The 19,804-nt window shown below is 65.2% G+C and carries 22 protein-coding genes and 1 riboswitch; of the genes, 16 read left to right on the top strand and 6 right to left on the bottom strand.

Annotation, left to right across the window (positions count from 1 at the left end; genetic code table 11):
* Positions 1–51: 51 nt before the first annotated feature.
* Positions 52–219 (bottom strand): hypothetical protein, encoded by a 168-nt coding sequence (locus tag ACX80Z_RS12485; protein ID WP_459316086.1) that lies wholly within the window; start codon positions 217–219, stop codon positions 52–54.
* A gap of 1 nt (position 220) precedes the next feature.
* On the opposite strand from ACX80Z_RS12485, the gene ACX80Z_RS12480 reads away from it, so the two are divergent.
* The 4 genes from ACX80Z_RS12480 (at position 221) to ACX80Z_RS12465 (ending at position 3,145) form a co-directional block, all read left to right on the top strand.
* The gene (locus ACX80Z_RS12480) at positions 221–1,177 is read left to right on the top strand and encodes an ATP-grasp domain-containing protein (protein ID WP_459316085.1); all 957 of its coding nucleotides are present in this window, start codon (positions 221–223) and stop codon (positions 1,175–1,177) included.
* A gap of 88 nt (positions 1,178–1,265) precedes the next feature.
* Positions 1,266–1,493 carry a PLDc N-terminal domain-containing protein gene (locus ACX80Z_RS12475; RefSeq protein WP_024476591.1) on the top strand — a complete coding sequence of 76 codons (228 nt, stop codon included), beginning with the start codon at positions 1,266–1,268 and terminating at the stop codon, positions 1,491–1,493.
* 133 nt (positions 1,494–1,626) lie between these two features.
* Complete coding sequence (locus ACX80Z_RS12470) at positions 1,627–2,691, top strand: ABC transporter substrate-binding protein (protein WP_459316084.1); 1,065 nt, start codon at positions 1,627–1,629, stop codon at positions 2,689–2,691.
* Positions 2,692–2,839: 148 nt separating this feature from the next.
* Positions 2,840–3,145, top strand: coding sequence for a PRC-barrel domain-containing protein (locus tag ACX80Z_RS12465; RefSeq protein ID WP_019484246.1), 306 nt, complete (start codon positions 2,840–2,842; stop codon positions 3,143–3,145).
* Between the two features lie 83 nt (positions 3,146–3,228).
* On the opposite strand, the gene ACX80Z_RS12460 is transcribed toward ACX80Z_RS12465, so the two are convergent.
* The 3 genes from ACX80Z_RS12460 to ACX80Z_RS12450 all read right to left on the bottom strand — a co-directional run bounded on the left by ACX80Z_RS12460 (position 3,229) and on the right by ACX80Z_RS12450 (position 5,355).
* Positions 3,229–3,462: a DUF6480 family protein gene (locus tag ACX80Z_RS12460; protein WP_019481390.1), complete on the bottom strand. Its 234-nt coding sequence runs from the start codon at positions 3,460–3,462 to the stop codon at positions 3,229–3,231.
* A gap of 10 nt (positions 3,463–3,472) precedes the next feature.
* Positions 3,473–3,739 (bottom strand): hypothetical protein, encoded by a 267-nt coding sequence (locus ACX80Z_RS12455; protein ID WP_133185464.1) that lies wholly within the window; start codon positions 3,737–3,739, stop codon positions 3,473–3,475.
* A gap of 230 nt (positions 3,740–3,969) precedes the next feature.
* Entirely contained in the window at positions 3,970–5,355 is a 1,386-nt protein-coding gene (locus ACX80Z_RS12450; protein WP_019481392.1) for a dihydrolipoyl dehydrogenase family protein, read from the bottom strand.
* 107 nt (positions 5,356–5,462) lie between these two features.
* On the opposite strand from ACX80Z_RS12450, the gene ACX80Z_RS12445 reads away from it, so the two are divergent.
* Entirely contained in the window at positions 5,463–6,284 is an 822-nt protein-coding gene (locus ACX80Z_RS12445) for a CPBP family glutamic-type intramembrane protease (protein ID WP_459316083.1), read from the top strand.
* A gap of 98 nt (positions 6,285–6,382) precedes the next feature.
* A complete protein-coding gene (locus tag ACX80Z_RS12440) occupies positions 6,383–7,471 on the top strand; it encodes a mechanosensitive ion channel family protein (protein WP_459316082.1) in 1,089 nt (362 codons plus the stop codon).
* A gap of 56 nt (positions 7,472–7,527) precedes the next feature.
* On the opposite strand, the gene ACX80Z_RS12435 is transcribed toward ACX80Z_RS12440, so the two are convergent.
* Complete coding sequence (locus ACX80Z_RS12435; protein ID WP_459316081.1) at positions 7,528–8,598, bottom strand: NAD-dependent epimerase/dehydratase family protein; 1,071 nt, start codon at positions 8,596–8,598, stop codon at positions 7,528–7,530.
* A 91-nt stretch (positions 8,599–8,689) separates the two neighbouring features.
* Between ACX80Z_RS12435 and ACX80Z_RS12430 the strand changes: the two genes are divergently transcribed.
* The 7 genes from ACX80Z_RS12430 to ACX80Z_RS12400 all read left to right on the top strand — a co-directional run bounded on the left by ACX80Z_RS12430 (position 8,690) and on the right by ACX80Z_RS12400 (position 16,262).
* Entirely contained in the window at positions 8,690–9,799 is a 1,110-nt protein-coding gene (locus tag ACX80Z_RS12430; protein WP_019481396.1) for a YihY/virulence factor BrkB family protein, read from the top strand.
* Positions 9,800–9,891: 92 nt separating this feature from the next.
* Complete coding sequence (locus ACX80Z_RS12425; RefSeq protein ID WP_459316080.1) at positions 9,892–10,884, top strand: glutathione S-transferase family protein; 993 nt, start codon at positions 9,892–9,894, stop codon at positions 10,882–10,884.
* 205 nt (positions 10,885–11,089) lie between these two features.
* Positions 11,090–12,145: a FecCD family ABC transporter permease gene (locus ACX80Z_RS12420; protein WP_459316079.1), complete on the top strand. Its 1,056-nt coding sequence runs from the start codon at positions 11,090–11,092 to the stop codon at positions 12,143–12,145.
* Positions 12,142–13,251 (top strand): FecCD family ABC transporter permease, encoded by a 1,110-nt coding sequence (locus tag ACX80Z_RS12415; RefSeq protein WP_459316078.1) that lies wholly within the window; start codon positions 12,142–12,144, stop codon positions 13,249–13,251. The genes ACX80Z_RS12420 and ACX80Z_RS12415 overlap by 4 nt, the downstream gene beginning before the upstream one ends.
* Position 13,252: 1 nt before the next feature.
* Entirely contained in the window at positions 13,253–14,140 is an 888-nt protein-coding gene (locus tag ACX80Z_RS12410; RefSeq protein ID WP_459316077.1) for an ABC transporter ATP-binding protein, read from the top strand.
* Complete coding sequence (locus tag ACX80Z_RS12405; protein WP_459304013.1) at positions 14,137–15,273, top strand: siderophore-interacting protein; 1,137 nt, start codon at positions 14,137–14,139, stop codon at positions 15,271–15,273. Before ACX80Z_RS12410 ends, ACX80Z_RS12405 begins: the two co-directional genes overlap by 4 nt.
* A gap of 105 nt (positions 15,274–15,378) precedes the next feature.
* Positions 15,379–15,562: riboswitch (cyclic di-AMP (ydaO/yuaA leader) on the top strand.
* A 61-nt stretch (positions 15,563–15,623) separates the two neighbouring features.
* Entirely contained in the window at positions 15,624–16,262 is a 639-nt protein-coding gene (locus tag ACX80Z_RS12400; RefSeq protein WP_459316076.1) for a M23 family metallopeptidase, read from the top strand.
* 27 nt (positions 16,263–16,289) lie between these two features.
* On the opposite strand, the gene ACX80Z_RS12395 is transcribed toward ACX80Z_RS12400, so the two are convergent.
* Positions 16,290–17,252 (bottom strand): diacylglycerol/lipid kinase family protein, encoded by a 963-nt coding sequence (locus tag ACX80Z_RS12395; protein WP_459316075.1) that lies wholly within the window; start codon positions 17,250–17,252, stop codon positions 16,290–16,292.
* Positions 17,253–17,360: 108 nt separating this feature from the next.
* Between ACX80Z_RS12395 and ACX80Z_RS12390 the strand changes: the two genes are divergently transcribed.
* The 3 genes from ACX80Z_RS12390 to ACX80Z_RS12380 are packed head-to-tail and all read left to right on the top strand — an operon-like array spanning position 17,361 to position 19,799.
* Positions 17,361–18,131 carry an SGNH/GDSL hydrolase family protein gene (locus ACX80Z_RS12390; protein ID WP_459316074.1) on the top strand — a complete coding sequence of 257 codons (771 nt, stop codon included), beginning with the start codon at positions 17,361–17,363 and terminating at the stop codon, positions 18,129–18,131.
* A 58-nt stretch (positions 18,132–18,189) separates the two neighbouring features.
* Entirely contained in the window at positions 18,190–18,687 is a 498-nt protein-coding gene (locus ACX80Z_RS12385; RefSeq protein ID WP_024476546.1) for a MarR family winged helix-turn-helix transcriptional regulator, read from the top strand.
* The gene (locus ACX80Z_RS12380; RefSeq protein WP_459316073.1) at positions 18,684–19,799 is read left to right on the top strand and encodes a glucose-1-phosphate adenylyltransferase family protein; all 1,116 of its coding nucleotides are present in this window, start codon (positions 18,684–18,686) and stop codon (positions 19,797–19,799) included. Before ACX80Z_RS12385 ends, ACX80Z_RS12380 begins: the two co-directional genes overlap by 4 nt.
* Positions 19,800–19,804: the final 5 nt, after the last annotated feature.

The raw sequence follows: 19,804 nt of genomic DNA, 5'->3' as shown, positions 1-19,804 counted from the left end.
GCGGGCGCTGATTTCCAGCGAAGAACGAGTAGAGCAAGGAACTGCCCGGACTCACGAGGTTTTGGCTGCCCGCTGACGCGCGGCCGGCAGCGAATCGTCCCGGGTGCGGGCCGCAGCGAAGCTGGTCAGCGGCCAGGCTCGGCGTCCCAGCCCCGCCGGCTCAGGAATACGCCCACCTGGTGAGCCGTTGTCCCCAACGAACCCAAGCTGGAGGTACATCGTGACCAAGATCTTCGCCCTGCATGAGAACCCTGAGTGGTTTCCGCCGTTCGCCAAGGCCTTCGAGGCCAAAGGCGTCGAGGTGGAGGAGTGGCTCCTCACCGACGGCGTCCTCGACCTCGACCAGGAGCCACCAGAGGGTATCTTCTGGTCGCGGATCAGTGCCTCCTCGCACACCCGTGACCACCACCTGTCCAAGGACTACGCCCGCGCGGTGCTCTCCTGGCTGGAGGCCCACGGGCGCCGCACGGTCAACGGTCGGCGAATCCTCGAGCTAGAGATGAGCAAGGTCGACCAGTTGACCGCCCTGAAGGCTGCTGGCATCGACACGCCACGCACGGTGGCGGCCATCGGCAAGCACCGGATCCTCGACGCGGCGGCGGGCTTCCCCGCCCCCTTCATCACCAAGCACAACCAGGGTGGCAAAGGCCTGGGTGTCCGCAAGTTCGAAAGCCACGAGGAACTGGCCGAATACGTGGAGTCGCCCGAATTCGAAGAACCACAGGACGGCATCACACTGATCCAGGAGTTTATCCAGGCAGCCGAACCCATCATTACCCGGGTTGAGATTGTGGGCGGCGAATTCATCTACGCCATCCAGGCAGACACCGCGCGAGGTGGCTTCCAGCTCTGCCCGGCCGACGCCTGCGCCATTGACCCCGTCACCGGCAAGCCCATTATGCCGCCCGGCGCGACCATCGCACCTGAGGAAGGCCAGCAACTGTTCAGCCTCCGCGAGGGCTTCGACCACCCGATCATCGGGAAGTACCTCGAGTTCACCCGGAGGAACAACATCGAGGTGTGCGGAATCGAGTTCATTGAGACCGCTGACGGCCGCATCCTGACCTACGACGTGAACACCAACACGAACTACAACGCGGTTGTCGAGGCTCAGGCGCCCCGCTCTGCGCCGGACGCCCTGGTCGAATACCTGGCCGGAATTGCCGTGCCTGCGTAGGGGAGGCTTCGATAGGGTGGGGGACACCAAGAAGGACGACGGCTCCACTGACGCTCGGCGTCGGTGAGTTCCAAAGGGAGATTAGACGATGACCGGTGTATCAACGTTGATGGTGTGGGTTGGTTTGGTGTGGGTTGGCGTGATGATTCTCGCTATTGCGGCAATCATCTCGGTGGCGCGTAGTGCTGGTTTGAGCTCGACGGCGAAGGCCCTCTGGATTGCACTCGCCGTCGTCGTCCCGCTCTTCGGGGCAGTCGCCTGGTTCATCTACCGCGCTACTGAGGCCGGCACCAGCGATCCTGTTATTCCTGGCTGAGACCGGGGCGGGCGGAGCCCTCGACCTATTACGCAACATAAACATTTCGTAATAGGTCCAAGGATAGGCTACCCTTACTTCGTTGCGTCCGAACGGCCGCGAATCACAGTTTCCCGAAAGTCGAGGAGCCCCCATGGCCCCCACCCGCATGCGCGGTTTCGCAGCCGCCGCTACGGCCGCCGCCACCATCCTTGCCCTATCCGCTTGCAGTACAGGTCCCGCCGATGGCGGCTCGGGCTCCGATGCTCCCGTCGCGGCCGGTGCTGCCGACCAGTTCCCCGTCACCATCGAGCACGCGTTCGGCGAGACGGTCATCGAAGAGCTGCCCGAACGGGTGGCCACGGTTGACTGGGTCAACGCGGACGTCGTGCTGGCCCTCGGCGTCGTCCCCGTCGGCATGCAGAGCGACGAGTATGGCGGAAACGACAACGCCTCCACCCCGTGGAAGGACGCCAAGCTGGAAGAGCTCGGTGCGGCGATCGGCACGGAGAACGCACCGGTGCAGTACTCGGAAGCTGATGGCTACGCGTTCGATGAGGTCGCAGCCACAAACCCCGATGTCATTCTGGCCGCCTACTCGGGGCTGACCCAGGAAGATTACGACACCCTGAGCGAGATCGCTCCAGTGGTTGCCTACCCCGAGGTCGCCTATGGCACCCCGTGGCAGGAATCGACTCGCATCATCGGTGACGCACTCGGTCTGGCTGACGAAGCCGAAGAGCTCATCACCGAAACCGAAGAGACAGTGGCCACCGCTGCTGCCGACTATCCGGCAATTGTGGACAAAACTTTCATCTACGGAAACCTCGACCCAGCCAGTGCTGAAGGCGTCAGCATCTACACCGCAAACGACAACCGACCGCGGTTCCTTGAGTCGATCGGCATGGTTCAGGCCGACGTCGTCACAGAGAGCACCGAGGGTTCAGAGGAATTCTTTATCCCCTGGTCCGCCGAACGCGCAAACGAGCTCGAATCGGACATCTTCGTCACCTGGGTTCCCGACGAAGCCACAGTCGAGGCGATTGCCGAAGATCCGCTGCTGAGCCAGATCCCCGCCGTCGAGTCGGGCGCTCTGGTTGCCGACCCGGACAACACCCTCACGCTGTCGATCTCGGCTGCCACCCCGTTGAGCCTCCCCTGGGCGCTGGATACTTTCCTCCCCATGCTGGACGAGGCGGCGCAGCAGGCCGAGGGCTAAACCGGCTCCAGAAGTTTGGCAGAGGCGTTTCGCCGCGTGAGGAGTTCACGTAGCGGGGCGCCTTTGCCGCATCACCGGTTGCTCTATGGGCCGGGGTGGGTTGAAATGGGATCAGCACACTTAGTTTCACCAAGGATGGAGATGCACCATGGCACAGCCAGACATTCACGACCTGCAGGAAGCCACCGCCTGGGATGCCGACGGCGAGAAGCTGGGCGAGGTGTCCCAGGTACACCTCGATGCCCGGACCGGCGAGCCGGCCTTTGTCACCGTAGGCCTGGGCCTGTTCAACACCCGCGAGCATTTCATCCCGTTCGACGGCGCCCGGCTCGACGGCGGCGACCTGCACGTCGCCTACACCAAAGACAAAATCACCGATGCGCCTGACCTGACTGCCGACTCGGAGCTGACCGACGAGCAGACGGCCACCCTGCGGGACTACTACAACAACTAGTCCGCCCGCGGACCCCAGAGCAGGGACCCTTTAACGCCGAACGCGCCCGCAGCTGCGGGCGCGTTCGGCGTTAACAGTGATCGCTAGAAGACGTCGACCAGACGGCCGACAATAAACAGAACGATGCAGGCTACGAAAACCACTCCGATGCCAATGAGCCACGGCAGCGGGTGGTTTGCCTTCGAAGTGCCCTCGTCGTGGCCCTGCGGTCCCACGGTCGAGGACTCACCCGGTGGGGTTTCGCCTGGGGGGACTCCGCCGCCCGGCTCCAGCCCGGTGATCTTCTCGCCCTGTGGATCGGGGTTCTGTCCTGTCATTCGGTGCCTCCTAGATTTCCCAATCAGACCTCTTGGGTGATGGGTCTTTCGTGTCACGGGGTGTCCAGGACATGGTGATGTCGGCTCCCTCTTCGGTCTCGCGCACAAACAGGTGGAGGTCTTCCCCATAAAGGTTCTCGTGTTCGACCACGTCACCCGCCTCGTGCGCCATCTCAACCAGCCTGCTGATGGCCACTGCCATGGCCCGGCCCCAGTCATGTGGATGCTTGCTTGACGATTCTTCGGTTACAGAGAACTTTCTGTCCATAGTTGCCATTGTGCTCCTTAAGTCTCTGCAGTGGGGCAATTAATCTGGCGGCGGATTCCTGCCCGGCAGTAAATAATGGTAAGCCCCCTGTGCAGTTTTGGGATGATTCAACCCTAGCAGTACCGGTGTTCACGCTGACCGGATGCGCGTTCAGCTCCGACCCGCAAAAAGGAACCAGCCCGGTAGGCGTCCCCAGGGATCGAGTCAACACAAACAACCGGTATCCGGGGCGAAACCTGTCATTTGTGCTGACTCGACTGTCTGGCTGATCGCGCCGCCTCGCCGATAATTGCCGTGTAGGTGGGGTAGGCGAACTTTACCCGCGCGAGGGTTGCGACGTCGGTGCCCGCAGCCATCGCCGCAGCGACCGCCTGGATCACCTCCACCGCGTTCTCTCCCACTGCGTGCGCTCCAAGGATCAGCTCCCGGTGCCGGTCCAGCACCAGTTTCAGGAACCCCTGCTCCCGGTCATCGATGATGGGGCGCTCCACCTCGCCATAGGGTACGACGACGGCGGTCGCCTCCCGGTCACGCGCCCGTGCCGCTTCCTCGGTGAGGCCGACGCCGGCGTAATCCGGGTCAGTGAAACCACCGGCGGGCAGCAGATGGTGTGGAGTGGTCCGATGCGCTCCGAGGACCGCGTTCTCGGCAGCGGTTTCGCCCTCAAACACGGCGGCCTGCACCAGCATGCTGGAGCCGTTCGCGTCCCCCGCCACATAGACGTGGGGAACGTTCGAGCGCAGATAGTCGTCAACCGGTATCGCGTTGCGTTGGGCCTGGACACCGGCCGCGGCCAGGCCAAGAGACTCAATGTTCGCCGGCCAACCGGCAGCCATCACGACCGTGTCGACCGCCTCCACCTGCTCTCCGGTTGGGCTTGTCCAGTGCAGGTGTAGCCCGCCGTCGTCGTCCCTGGTGATCTGGTTGATCCCGCCGATCCCTGTCTCCACCCGCACACCCCGGGCGCGGAACCCATCGGTGACCGCCGCCGAGACAGCGGCGTCCTCGGTGGTGAGGATGCGCGGCGCCAGATCCAGTAGCAGCACCCGGGAACCGAGTGCATGGAAGATGGTGGCCAGCTGCGCGCCGGTGTGCCCGCCGCCGATCACGGCGATGGCCCGCGGCAGATCCGGCAGGTCGAGAATGTCCGGCGGCAGGACGGCATGCTCGGCGCCGGGGATGGGTAGGCGGCGCGCGTTGCCGCCAACGCAGAGGATGACCGAACCGGCCGTCACTGCGCGGCCGTCCACCGTCAGGGTGTGTGAGTCAGCGAAGGAGGCCTCGCCGGTGAGCAGGGTGATGCCCAACCGGGCGACGACGTCGTCGTACCCTTTGGCCGCGAGCACCCGGTCCACGGTGGACCTGACGCGCCGGACGATCTGGGGCCAGTCAACCGACGGTTCGGCGACGACGATCCCGTAGTCATAGGCGGTGCGCACCTCCCGGTACAGGCGGGCCGTCTTCGCAAGGACCCGGGTCGGCACGCACCCGGAATTCACGCAGGTGCCGCCGAGCCTCGCCCGTTCCACTACAGCCACGCGGGCGCCGAGTTCCGCGGCCCGCACCGCGGCTGCCATCCCCGCAGGGCCAGCGCCCACAATCAGAACATCGAAGTCGTATTCCATGGCTTTGCTCCTGTGGGTGGTCGGGGCGCGATCGGCTGCTGCTTCCTGTATAGCGGCAAATGCCCCAAAACTCCCGTACTTCAGACGTCCCGGGTAATCTCAGTGGTATGACAACCCAGCCGGAGACCCTGAAGGAAACGCGGAAGACTGCCGCGAATCTGATCCCTGCGGTGCTGATCGCCGGGTCGGGGTTTGTGATGTTCGGACTGGATCAGCGGTGGCTGGGTTACCTGCTGTTGGCGGCCGCCTTGGCGTCGTCGTTCTTCATTGGGCGTCAGCTGTTCAAGGATCTGGCGCTGCTGTCACTCGGACTGATGATCATGAGCCTGGTGCCCATCACCACCGACATCAGCTTCGAACACATGTTCACCATGGGGACAGCAATGGTCCTGGCGGTGGGGCTGCCGTATTCGATTTCACGGTTTGTGTTCAAGGACCACGCCATCCGGTTTCCGGTACTCACCGGCCAGAAGTGGACGCGGACCGAGCGCTGGTACCTGGTGGCCGTCGTCGTGATGGGGTACTTTCTCCTGCCCGTCTACATGATTCCTACCGGCGTGTTTGAGAACTGGCCGGCAGCCTCGGATCCGAGCACCGTGGCGCGGCTGTTCCTCGGCACCAATGTGCTGGGCATCTGGGACGAGCTGTTCTTCATCTGTACGGCCTTCACCCTGCTGCGGCGGCATCTGCCGGACTGGCAGGCCAACATGCTGCAGGCGGTGCTGTTCACCTCGTTCCTCTGGGAACTGGGCTTCCACGCCTGGGGGCCTTTGCTGATCTACCCCTTTGCGCTGGTGCAGGGCTGGATTTTCAAGAAGACCAAATCATTGAGCTACATTGTGGCGGTTCACCTGCTGTTCGACTTTGTGTTGTTCCTGGTGCTGATTCACGCGCACAACCGCGAATGGTTTGATGTTTTCCTGTACTAGCCACCTGCTGATCCCCGCCTGATCGTGGGATGAGAGTCTCCCCACAGTTTTCCCTTCCGGCTGGACAGCTACCCACTGTCATCTGAGACGGTGAAGCCATGGATGAACTAGTCAACGCGTTGGCCCCGGTGGTCGGGGTCGCTGCGGCCTTGATCGCAGCCGTGCTGCTCGCAGCCATTTTGCGCCGGATAGCTGTGCGCGCCCTGCGGAAGGTCCCCGCCATTCAGGGGGCATCCCGTCGGGCGCTGAACCCGGTGCGGCTCGTGCTCGCCATTGTGGGCGCGCGGATAGCCCTCGCGGTGACTGCCGCCGACACCGACTGGTTTGGGCCGGTGGACTACGCGCTGGTGCTGGCTCTCATTGGGGCCGTGGCTTGGCTGGTCGCGTCGCTCCTGCTGGTGTTTGAGGCGGTGGCGTTGCGGAAATACGGGAGGGACACCGTTGACCATGGGCGGATGCGGCGCCTGAAAACGCAGATCATGCTGGCCCGCCGGGTGGGAGTGGCACTGGTGATCACCTTCGCGCTGGCCAGCGTGCTGCTGACGATCCCCGAGGTGCGTGCCCTCGGCGCTGGCATCCTGGCCTCGGCCGGGCTAATCTCCATTGTCGCCGGCCTCGCCGTCCAGAGCTCCCTGGCCAACGTCTTTGCCGGGGTGCAACTGGCCTTCACCGACGCCCTGCGGATCGACGACACCGTGTTCGTTGAAGAACAGCTGGGCACGGTCGAGGAAATCACCATGACCTATGTGGTGGTCAAGGTCTGGGACGACCGCCGGATCATCCTGCCCTCGACCTACTTCACCACCACGCCGTTCGAGAACTGGACGCGGAGCCGTTCCGAACTGCTCGGCACCGTTGACCTGGACCTCGACTGGCGGGTCCCCATCGACTCGATGCGGGCCCACCTGGCCGCAATACTTGCCGAGACCACGCTGTGGGACGGGCGCACCAGCACCCTGCAAATCACTCAGGCCACCGACGGGATGGTGCGGGCCAGAGTCCTGGTCAGCGCCGTCGACAATGACGCCCTCTGGGACCTGAAGTGCCTGATCCGCGAATCAATGGTCGTGTTCCTACAGACCCACCACCGCGAGGCGCTGCCCCGGCAGCGGTGGGAGGCGGTGCACCCTCCCCAAGCCCTCGAAGCTCCCCAACCCGCCGCCCTCGGATCGAGTCAACACAAATAACCACTTTCCGGCGTGAAACCTGCTATTTGTGTTGACTCGTTCCAATGCGTGGAGGGCTAGGTGCGGGGTTTGAGGCTGGGGGAGCCGTCCACGCCGTCGCCCGCGCTAAGCCCGGTCAGCACGGCGCGGATGGCGTCGAGTGAGGAATGCTCCGGCTCCCACCCGAGCAGTGTGCGTGCACGGTCGGTGTTCATGACCGGTGCCAGGGCAGCCATGTCGATCCACCCCGGATCGGTACGCTGCAGCCCCAGCGCCCAGGTCACGCCGACGACGGCGCGCAGCACCTTCACGGGGAGGTTCACCACTCGTCGGGCGCCCAACTGCCCCGCGACCTTGGCCGGTGTGAGCACCGGTTCGGCAGCGATGTTGAAGGCACCGCCCACCCGCCGGTCGACGGCCCGCCAGTAGGCGTCTGCGACGTCGTCGGCGTGGACCGCCTGAAAGATCAGCCGATCGGGAATGGGAATGACCGGGAGCCGCAGCCGATCGAGCAGGAACTTCGGGACGAGCGGGCCCAGGAAGTAGCGGCCGATCTCGCTCCCTGCATCCTGCTGAAAGATCAGCCCCGGGCGAAGCCGGGTGACGGGGATCTCCGGGTACCGCCGGTCGAAGTCATCAAGGAGCGCTTCCTGCTCAGCCTTATGCCGACTGTAGTGAGAGGTGCTGATGCCCCCATGCGGCCAACTTTCATCCACCCGCTGGCCCTTCGAGGCCGGGCTATAGGCACCCACCGATGACGCGCAGACGAAGTGGCGCACTCCCGCGTCGGCGGTCGCCTGCAGCGCGTTGGCGGTACCGGTGACGTTGGTGCGGTGCATCGCCGGTTCATTGCGGTTCGGCTGGATGGCCCAGGCCAGGTGCACGACGGCGTCAACGCCGTCGAGCGCTGCGGTGAGCGTGCTGCGCCCCTCGTCGGTCCCGATATCGAGGGCGTGCCATGCGCACCCGGCATAGGGGGCCCGGGAAGTGTCAGGAAGCCGGCGGGCGAAGCCGACGATTTCCACGCCGCCCGGATGCTCGGCCGCAGCCCGTTGCAAGCGCCGTAACAGAGCGGTTCCGACGTTACCGGTGGCGCCAACAACCGCAATTCGGAGGGTGCCGGCTGGACTAATCTGGGAGAAAGCCATCTGCCAACGGTAATCCTTAGGTAGGCTTATGCACTAGTAAGGGTCCTTACAATAGTCAGCTGGACCTGTAGGAACTATGTGGAGGTACCAAATGGCACCCAGCGGCGGCACAGCGGCGGATTCGCCCGAAGCGCAGACCCAGGACAAAGCACGCAATGCGCCGAGTCCCGACGACGACCGGAAGCCCGACAGCCCCACCGAGATCAAGAAGCCGGCCTGGGGATACGTGTTCAAGCGCACCCTCCGTGAATTCGGCAAAGACCAGTGCACCGATCTGGCTGCTGCCCTGACCTACTTCGCGGTGCTGGCGATCTTCCCGGCGCTGCTGGCGGTGGTCTCCCTGCTCGGTGTCTTCGGTCAGGCGGAAACCACCACCAACACCGTGCTGGACATCCTTGAAGGGGTAGCACCGGGTGCAGCCGAGAACGAGACGCTCGAAAGCACTATTGAAGGTCTCGCTACCTCACAGGGTGCTGGTCTGACGCTGATCATCGGTGTTCTCGGTGCGCTCTGGTCTGCCTCCGCCTACGTCAACGCCTTCAGCCGGGCAATGAATCGGGTATACGAAGTGGAGGAGGGGCGTCCGTTCTGGAAGCTGCGCCCGGTAATGCTCCTCATCACCGCTATAGTCCTGCTGCTGGTGGTGCTGATGGCCCTCCTGCTGGTCCTGTCCGGACCGATCGCCGAATCGGTCGGGAATGTGATTGGTCTCGGCGACACGGCCCTCCTCGTGTGGAACATCGCCAAGTGGCCGGTCATGGTGGTTTTTGCCATCCTGATGATCGCCATCCTGTACTACGGGGCGCCCAACGTGAAGCAGCCCAAGTTCCGTTGGATGAGCATGGGATCGTTTGTTGCGTTGTTGGTCCTCGGACTCACCACTGCTGGATTCTCTTTCTACGTTGGCAACTTCGGCAGTTATGACGAGACCTACGGGGCGATCGCCGGCGTCATCGTGCTGCTGCTGTGGCTCTGGCTGGCTAACCTCTCACTGCTCTTCGGTGCAGAGTTCGACGCCGAACTGGAGCGCGGCCGGCAACTCCAGGCCGGCATCGAAGCTGAGGAAACCATCCAGCTCCCTCCACGGGACGCCACCGCAAGCCGCAAGAAGCTCGACAAGGAACTCGAAGACATCGACAACGGGCGTGAGCTGCGCCGGAAGTACGAACGCGAGTCGGCCCGGCAGAGCCAGGACAACTGATCGCCAACCGGCGATCACCCAGTGATCAATTCCACCTCTGTCGCTGGGCTGTTCCAACCAACAGCCCAGCGACAGAAGATTAGGCTGAAGAGATGACCGAGAACGAACACAGCACTCGTGGCGCCTACGTGAACACGGGCAAGGAATTCAGCCGCGACACCACCTATATCGAAACCCGGATCACCCGGGACGGGTCGGACGGCTTTCCCGTGGAGGCCGGCCGGTACCGGCTGATCGCCGCCCGCGCCTGCCCCTGGGCGAACCGCGCCATCATCGTGCGCCGGCTCCTCGGACTCGAGGACGCCATTTCGCTGGGGACCCCGGGCCCGACCCACGACAAGCGGTCCTGGACCTTTGACCTCGACCCTGACGGACGCGACCCGGTCCTGGGCATCGAACGACTGCAGGAAGCGTTCTTCAAGCGGGATCCCGAGTATCCGCGCGGTATCACCGTTCCGGCGATCGTCGACGTGCCTTCAGGTGCCGTCGTCACCAACAACTTCCCGCAAATCACCCTTGATTTCTCCACTGAGTGGAAAGATTTCCACCGCGACGGCGCCCCCGATCTGTACCCGGAGGAACTGCGTGAAGAGATCGATCAGGTCGCCAAGCGGATCTTCACCGAGGTGAACAACGGCGTCTACCGGTGCGGGTTCGCCGGATCGCAGGAAGCGTACAACGACGCCTACGACCGCCTGTTCACCGCGCTGGATTGGCTGGAGGAACGCCTCAGCCACCAGCGGTTCCTGGTAGGGGAGACCATCACCGAGGTCGACGTCCGCCTGTTCACCACCCTGGTGCGCTTCGACGCCGTCTACCACGGACACTTCAAGTGCAACCGGAACAAGCTCACCGAAATGCCGGCCCTGTGGGGCTACGCCCGGGACCTGTTCCAGACCCCCGGCTTCGGCGACACGATCGACTTTGACCAGATCAAGGATCACTACTACATCGTGCACGAAGACATTAACCCGACCGGGATTGTGCCCAAAGGCCCGGATCTGGCCAACTGGCACACCGAGCATGGCAGGGAAGGCCTCGGCGGCAAGCCCTTCGGGCAGGGAACCCCGCCCACCGCTGCCTAAAGCCAGCTAAACCGTGTCACTTGATGCCCCGCCCGTACCGGATTCCCCGGCTGCTGGGTGGGGTTTCGGCGGGTAGGGAGCGACCCGCCGGGTGCTCCTCCGAGCGACCCACTCTGGCTAATTAGGGAACATAACCGTTTCTTAATAGAGGTAACCGTAGGCTAGCCTTACTTCTGTCCGGAGTTAGACGGTGAGGAGGCATGCGATGGCAGTGCAGACTGCTCCAGCCCCTCTTGACCGCGCTCCGATCGCCTCAGCCAGACCCCGCGGACAGCGCCGGGTTCTGAAGCTGGGCGCAGTGCTGGTCGTCCTCGCCCTGGTCTGCGCCGCCTCGCTCGCATTCGGCTCCCGGCCCATCAGCTTCGACGTCCTGGTCGCTGCGCTGACCGATTTCGACCCGGCCAACGGCGACCACGCCGTCGTCCACTCCCGTATTCCCCGCACCGTCACCGGCCTCATGGTCGGCGCCGCCCTCGGCCTCGCCGGTGCCGCCATGCAGGGAGTGGCCCGGAACCCGCTCGCTGACCCAGGCATCCTCGGCGTCAACGCAGGAGCCGCGCTCGCCGTCGTCATCGGCATCTATGTCTTCGGGATCGCCGAGGTGACCGGCTACATTTGGTTCGCGTTCGCCGGGGCAGCCTTCGCCGCCGTCGTGGTCTACGCCATCGCAAGCCTCGGCCGGGAAGGCGCCACCCCCATCAAGCTGGCGCTCGCGGGGGCGGCCCTGTCCGCGGGGCTGGGCAGTCTGATGAACGCCGTCCTGGTGTCCAGCCAGGAGACGCTCGACCGGTTCCGGTTCTGGCAGGTCGGCACTGTGTCAGGTCGTGGCTGGGATGTCCTCCTGCCGGTCCTGCCGTTCCTCGTGGTCGGCATCCTGTTGACCCTCCTGACCGGTAAGGCACTGAACAGCCTGTCCCTCGGTGACGACATCGCGAAGGGGCTCGGCCAGAACGTGGCGGTAGCCCGCGGTGTCGCGGCGCTGGGCGTCGTCATCCTCTGTGGCGCTGCGACCGCAGCCGCCGGACCGATCGCCTTCGTGGGCCTGGTGATCCCTCACATGGTGCGGGTGCTCACCGGCCCCGACTACCGCTGGATCCTGCCCTTCTCGGTGGCACTTGCCCCGGTGCTGCTCATCGGAGCCGACATTGTCGGCCGGCTCATCCTGCCACCCGGCGAGGTGCAGGTGGGGATCATGACCGCCGTCATCGGCGCCCCGGTGTTCATCTGGCTGGTCCGCCGCCGGAAGCTGGCCCAACTATGAGCCTCCACCCAGCGCCCCCGACCGGTGCGGCCACACCCGCCGCCCCGGACGTCGCTGCCACACCGAATGGCGCTGCCACACCGCCGTCGGCTACCGTCAGCGGCGGTCGACGCCGGCAAGCAGCCCAGCGCCGCCTGGTGATCGGTATCCTCGCGGGGATCACCGCCGTCCTGTTCGCGGTCTCCGTCCTGCTCGGCACCTATACCGTGACCATCCCGGACTTCTTCAGGATCCTCGGCGGCGCCGATATCCCCGGCGCTACGTTCATCGTGATGGAAAACAAGCTTCCCCGCGCGGTGATCGCGGTCCTTATCGGAGTGGCCTTCGGCCTGGCGGGCACCATTTTCCAGACCATGCTCCGGAACCCGCTGGCCAGCCCCGACATCATTGGGATCAGCTACGGAGCCAGTGCCTCCGCCGTGGCAGCAATAGTGCTGTTCGGGGCGGCGGGCGTTGCGGTCTCCCTTTCCGCCCTGATCGGTGCCCTCGCCGTCGCGGCAGCGATCTACCTGCTCTCCCGCCGCGGCTCGGCGGCCGGGTACCGGCTGATCCTGGTGGGAATTGGCTTCGCCGCGGTGCTGCACGCGGTGGTCAGTTTCCTGCTCACCCGCACCGATATCCGCACCGCATCGGACACCCTGGTCTGGCTCAACGGCTCCCTGAATTCCAGCAACTGGGACCGCGCCACGATCCTCATCCTCGCCCTGCTGCTGCTGATCCCCGCGGCGGCCGTCCTGTCCCGGGGGCTGCGCGGACTGGAACTCGGCGACGATACCGCCGCCAGTCTCGGCATCCGGGTCGAACCATCGCGGCTAGCTCTGATCACCGTCGGAGTGGCCCTGGCTGCCGTTGCCACCGCCGCCGCCGGGCCGGTGGCGTTCGTCGCCTTCCTCGCCGGCCCGATCGCGCGCCGCCTCGTGAAGGGCGCCGTGTCTCTCACCGCGGCCGGACTGGTGGGCGCGGTGATAGTTCTCGCCGCAGACTTCGTGGCAGCCAACATGATTCCCGGTGTGTCACTTCCGGTCGGCGTAGTAACAGGCGTCCTCGGCGCCCCGTTCCTGCTGTGGCTGCTCGTGACCGCCAACAGGACAGGACAGGGAGGCTGAAATGGCTCTGACAGCCAGCGAGCTGACACTCGCATACGACGACCGCAAAGTGGTCCAGGACCTCACCGTCGAGCTGCCGGCCGGCAAGGTCACGGTGATCGTCGGTGCCAACGCCTGCGGCAAGTCCACCCTGCTGCGCGGCCTGGCCCGCCTGCTGAAGCCATCGGCCGGCGTCGTCAACCTCGACGGCAAGGACATCCACTCGCTGTCCACCCGCACCGTCGCGCGGATCCTCGGGCTGCTCCCGCAAACACCGGTAGCCCCGGACGGGATCACCGTCGCCGACCTGGTGGGTCGCGGCCGCTACCCGCACCAGGGCTGGTTCCGGCAGTGGACCAACGACGACGACGTCGCCGTCGCCTCCGCCCTCCAAGCCACCGACACCCTTGAGCTCGCTGACCGCTTTGTCGATGAACTGTCCGGTGGGCAGCGGCAGCGGGTCTGGATCGCGATGGCCCTGGCCCAGCAAACCGACATCCTGCTGCTGGATGAACCCACCACCTTCCTCGACGTCACCCACCAGGTGGAAGTACTGGATCTGATCACCGACCTGAACCGGCGCGACGGCACCACGGTGGCCATCGTGCTCCACGACCTGAACCTCGCCGCACGCTACGCCGATCACCTCATCGCCATGAAGGACGGCCAGATCGCCGCGCAGGGCAGTCCCGCCAAGGTGGTGACTGAGGAGACCGTCACCTCGGTTTTCGGTCTGCAATGCCGCGTCATCCCGGACCCCGTATCCGGCACACCCATGGTGGTGCCGGTCGGCCGGCACCACTCAGGCGACGGAGCTACTCAGTCGTCACCCGAAACGTCCACCGGGCAGGGGTTCCTGCCTAACCCGCAGGACACGCTGTCCGCGCACCACCTGGAGGCAGCAACATGACCGAAGTCAGCAATCGCACGGCCCGACGGAGCGAGCGCGCATCCCAGCGCACCGATGGAACCGTTTCGGCGGTATCAGCCTTCGACGTCGTCGTCACCCGGGTGCAGCGCCTCAGCGACAACTTCCAACGCATCACCTTCGGCGGGTCCTGCCTGAGGGACTTCGGGGTGCAGGGGCCAACGCTCGACCTGCGGATCAAAGTCATGATCCCCGCCACCCGCGACGACGATGCCCCCCGCGTGAACATGCGGGAGCTCCTCGAGTCACCGCCCGAGGGCTCGGGCTGGTATCAGCGGTGGCTCGCGATGGACCCCGCCGAGCGCGGCGCCATGCGCACCTACACCGTCAGGGCGGCCCGGTGCGATGGCGACCAGCCAGAGATCGACGTCGACTTCGTGATGCACTTCGATGCTGAGGGGAACGGGGGGCCGGCGTCGCTGTGGGCCGCCGCCGCCACCCCCGGCGATCGGATCTGGCTGATCGGCCCGAACGTCCACGCCGCCACCTGCACCACCGCCGGCTCCTACGGCGGGATCGAGTGGCGTCCGGGGCTCGCCCAGCAGGTCCTCCTCGCTGGCGACGAGACAGCTGTCCCCGCCATCAGCGCCATTCTGGAGTCCCTCCCCGCCGACGTCGGCGGGCACGCCTTCCTTGAAGTGCCGGACCACGCAGACTTCCAGGCTGTGTCCACCACCTCAGCGGTGGAAATCATCTGGCTCGCCCGGGGGGAACGCCCCCACGGTGAACTGCTGGACGCGGCGGTCCGGGATACGGTTCGGGTGCCCGGCTGGGTGTCGCTGGCCGCGCCGTTCGCCGTCGGAGTCGATGCCAGCTCCCGCGCCGGGCTGACCCTCGCCGCCGCTGCCGCAGCCACAGCAGGCCCCGAGCCGGAAGAAGTGAACATTGACGAAACGATCCTGTGGGAAACCCCGCAGCGGCTGAACGCGTCAACGCTGAATTCCTCGCTGAACCCGGACCGGCCCTCCGGTGCGCTCCCGTTCTATGCCTGGATCGCGGGCGAGGCCGCGGTGGTCCGTGGGCTGCGGCGTTATCTGGTGCGCGACGTCGGGATTGACCGCAAGCAGGTGGCCTTCATGGGGTATTGGCGCAGGGGCCGATCCGAACTTGGCTAGTCGCCACGCCGTGATCTGTGTAACGAAATTATAACTTCTCGGCTAAGCGCCCTATTCTTATAGGGAGCCATCCGCATCATTGTGGCTCCCGGACTGCACGCCTAACCCTGTCAGCAGCCGGCCCCCAATTCACCGTGGCAGGGGTGGAGGACCCATCTTCGGCAGTTTTCTGCCTTGGGGTGCAGCCCTTCGCAAACCACTCTTCCGCTCACTGGAAGAGCAGCAGTGGGCCGAGTCAACTCTTGCTCGAATCCGACAGCTAACTTCACCGGCGTTGCAGAGAGGCTCCTGTTTTGCTCCAGCCGGTCACGTCCGGGCGCCGCCGCGCGTCCGCCCCGCCTAAGTCCACCTTGAAATCCAACCGCCGGTCAGCTGTGCTGGCCGTGGGAGTCCTCGCCGCAGCGGCGGGCCTCGTTCTCACCGCAGCCTTTCCCTCGCCGGAGGCTTCCCCCTCGGCAGCCCCTACCGCCGGAACCGGCCCCGCCGTAGCCGCACCGGTTACTGCTGACGCTGAAGCAGACATTGATTTCAGCAGGGAGTCCCCGCTCGCGACGGCCGCAACCCCGAAGGCCAAAACCACTGTCCTGTCCAGCGACGCGGCGGCGTTCACCACCCCGATCAAGGGTGCCGAAATTGCTTCGTCGTTCGGCTACCGGGTGAACCCGATGGGCGGGTACGGCGACGAGCTGCACACCGGGACCGACTACGCAGGGGCTTGCGGTACGCCGGTCCTCGCATCACGCGCGGGCACCGTGGTGGAATCCGGGTGGCATGCCTATGGTGGTGGCCAGCGGATCGTGGTGGACCACGGCGGGGGCCTCCAAACCTCGTACAACCATCTCAGTGTGCTCGGCGTGACCGTGGGTCAGAAAGTGGGCAAAGCCGAGGGCCTGGGCGCCGTCGGCAGCACCGGCAACTCCACCGGATGCCACCTCCACTTCGAGCTACTGGTCGACGGCGAAAAAGTCGATCCCCAGACCCGGCTCTAGCCCCGGCCCGGACCCGGCCCTCGCGGCTTAGGGCTCCGGGTGGGTGACGACTGCTGGATCCTTCTTGCCGTAAGGCATCCGCAGCCGCAACGAATTAGCGTCCACGCGCAGGGCCATGTGGGTGCCCTTGCCGAGGGGGTCGCCGTCGAGCTGGATTTCCTGCGGCTCGTCGAGCTGGATCTCGGCTTCCTTGCACTGGAAGTACTCGAGGGACGGGTCCTTGCCCTTTCCGCGGGCAAACAGCTTACCCACGACGCCGAACCAGCCGAGCCGGCCGGTGGGCGCCACGGTCATGATGTCCAGCAGGCCGTCGTCAATCTTGGCGCCGGGGAAAATCTCCAGCCCGCCCATGATCTTGCCGCAGTTGCCGCCCATCACGCTGCGCAGCCGACGCTCGATGACCTCGCCGCCGTCCAGTGTGATCCGGGTGCGTGCAGGCTTGCCGCTCAGGTTCCGGATGCCGGCGTCGACGTAGGCCAGCCAGCCCACCTTGTCTTTGAGGTCATCACGGGTGTCAGCCATGATCGACGCGTCAAACCCCAGCCCCGCCATCACCAGGAACACGTGCGAGTCCTGGGCGCGGTCAACCGTGACATGAACGACGTCAACGTTGCGTTCGGTGCCGAACAGGGCTGCCTTGGCGGCCTCCTCCGGATCGTCGACGGCGATGTCCAGGTTCCGGGCCAGCAGGTTGCCGGTGCCGAGCGGGATCAGCCCCAGTGCGACGCCGGTGCCGTTGACGACCTCGGCCACGCAGCGGACCGTTCCGTCACCGCCAGCGGCGATCACCACGTCCACGCCGGCATCGACGGCTTCCTGTGCCTGGCCACGGCCGGGGTCATCAACCGATGTCTCCAGGTACAGCACCTCGTCCCACCCCTCGGCAGCGCAGAGCTCCGAAACGATCGCACGAATATCAGCCCCGGTGTTCTTGACCGGGTTGATGATCAACGCGGCGCGCTTGGTCCGAGTGTCGGAGGGCTGGGTCATGATGTCCTTCTCAGGTTGTGGGGAGGGGAGCGGGGGTGCGCTGCAAAAAGTTATCAGTCTGCTTGCAATGCCACCTTATCGCGCGGCGGGAGCAGGTAGCCTCTTCTAGTGGAATTCTCTCAACGATATGTGGCCCTCGGTGATTCGTTTACGGAAGGCGTCGGCGACTGGCATGAAGTCAGCCCCAATGGGGTGCGGGGGTGGGCTGACCGGGTGGCCGAGCAACTGATCCTTGCCGACAGCTCCTGGGGATACGCGAATCTCGCCGTCCGCGGCAAGAAAGTGCGCCAGGTTCTCGACGAACAGGTTGACCGGGCACTGGCCCTGCAGCCCACGCTGATCACCATCTACGCGGGTGGCAACGACATTCTGCGGCCGCGGATCGACATTGACGCCCTGATGGCCGCCTACGACGACGGCGTGGCCCGCCTTGCAAGCTCGGGCGCCGCCGTGGTGCTGTTTACCGGTTTTGATTCGGTGGGGTCGGCGGTGTTCGGCAAGACCCGCGGGCGGACGGCCATCTATAACGAACTGGTCCGTGAAATTGCTGACCGGCACCACGCCGACGTGGTGGACTACTGGCGGTTCAGGGAGTTCCAGAATTGGGGCTATTGGGACACTGACCGGATGCACATGTCCGCCGCCGGACACACCCTCATGGCCAGGCGGGTGCTCGAAGTGTTGCGGGCCTCCCACGAGATCGACCTGCCCGAGCTGGAGGCCGCGCCGGCGTCGTCGCGGATAGATCAGCTACGAGCGGACGCCCAGTGGGCGCGCGACTATCTGTCGCCGTGGGTGGGGCGGCGCCTGCGCGGCGTGTCTTCGGGGGATGTGCTGACGGCCAAGTACCCGGAGCTCACCCGCCCGGCGTGGGCCTAGGGTCCCAGCCGGCCCGCGGGGCACCGCTGGCGAACGGTGTCTGTGCCAGAATGGCGGGATGAGTGGTGTCCGATGGCTGAATCCCGAGGAGCGGCAAGCCTGGCTTGCGCTCTACGCCGTCACCACCATGCTCCCTGGCACGCTGGACGCCCACCTGTTCCGGCAGGCCAAGATCACGCTGTTCGATTATCACGTCCTGGCGATGCTTTCCGAGACTGATGACCTCACCCTCGCGATGAGTGAACTTGCTGCCCGGTCGAATGCGTCACTGTCCCGCCTGAGCCATGTGGTGAAGAAACTTGAGCAGCGCGGCTGGGTGTCCCGGTGCCCCAGCGCCAGCGATGGTCGGGTCACCACCGCCCGGATCACCGAGGACGGGCTGACGAATCTGCAGTTACTGGCCCGCGAGCATGTTGACCATGTACGGGAATCGGTCTTCGACGCGTTGACCGACGACGACGTCCGCGACCTGGAGCGGATTGGCAAGAAGATCCTGGCCCGCCTCGACAGTACCCACTGGATCCTGAATCAACCCACACCTGGAGTGCAACCATGAACCGACCGTCCGTCCTTGCGATCGTTCTCGCAGGCGGTTCGGGTGGACGGTTGGGGCCGCTGACGGATAAGCGTGCCAAACCGGCGCTGCCCGTCGCCGGCTCCTACCGCCTGATCGACATCCCCCTCTCCAACCTGCATCACAGCGGCTTCTCGGATGTGTGGATGGTGCAGCAGTACCAGCCGAACTCGCTCAACGACCATCTGGCCAATGGCCGGCCGTGGGATCTGGACCGCACCAACGGCGGGCTGCGTGTCCTGCCGCCGTTTGAGGGCAGGGAAGGGGAGGGCTTCGCGGACGGAAACGCCGATAGCCTGTTCCGGCAGGCAGCGTTTATCCGCGAGTTCGACCCCGATCTGGTGCTGCTTCTGAGCGCCGATCACCTGTACCAGCTGGACTTCCGCGATGTCGTCCAAACCCATCTGGAGGCCAAAGCCGCCGCGACAATCGTGACCACACACTTCGACGGCGACGCCTCCAACCACGGTGTGGTCGAGGTGTCCGGCGGCGCCGTCACCGGCTTCGAGTACAAGCCCGACAAGCCCAAGACCACCCTGGTGGCCACCGAAGTCTTCCTATTCGATGCCGCGCACCTGCTCGACACCCTGGAACTGCTGGAGAAGGAAGAGGGCGGCCTCGACGACTACGGCGACCAGCTGCTGCCCCACCTGGTGCAGCATTCAACCGTGGTGGAACACCGCCTTGAAGGGTATTGGCTCGATCTTGGTACCCCCGAGAACTACCACCGGGCGCACATGGAACTGCTTGATGGCGAGGGTCTGGCGTTCGACCACCCGGCCTGGCCCATCCTCACCAGCAGCTCCCAGCGACTGCCCGGGTTTGTCGGGAAAGGTGCGGTCGTGGCCGACTCGCTGTTGGCGCCGGGCAGCCGCGTCCTCGGCGAAGTCAGCCACAGCGTGATTGGGTCGGACACGGTGGTGGAGGCGGGCGCCGTCGTCGTCGATTCGATCCTGCTGAACGGGGTCACCGTTCCCTCCGGGGCCCGGATTGTGCGGTCCATTGTTGACTCCGGTGCCACGCTCGACGCCGGAGCGCAGGTGGGCGACGACGACGTCGTGACGGTGGTAGACCGCAACGGCGATTGGTCTTAACCCCC

The sequence above is a fragment of the Arthrobacter sp. TMT4-20 genome, from assembly GCF_054510775.1.
Note: the sequence above shows the minus strand (reverse complement) of the source record. Positions and strands in the feature narration are given on the sequence as shown.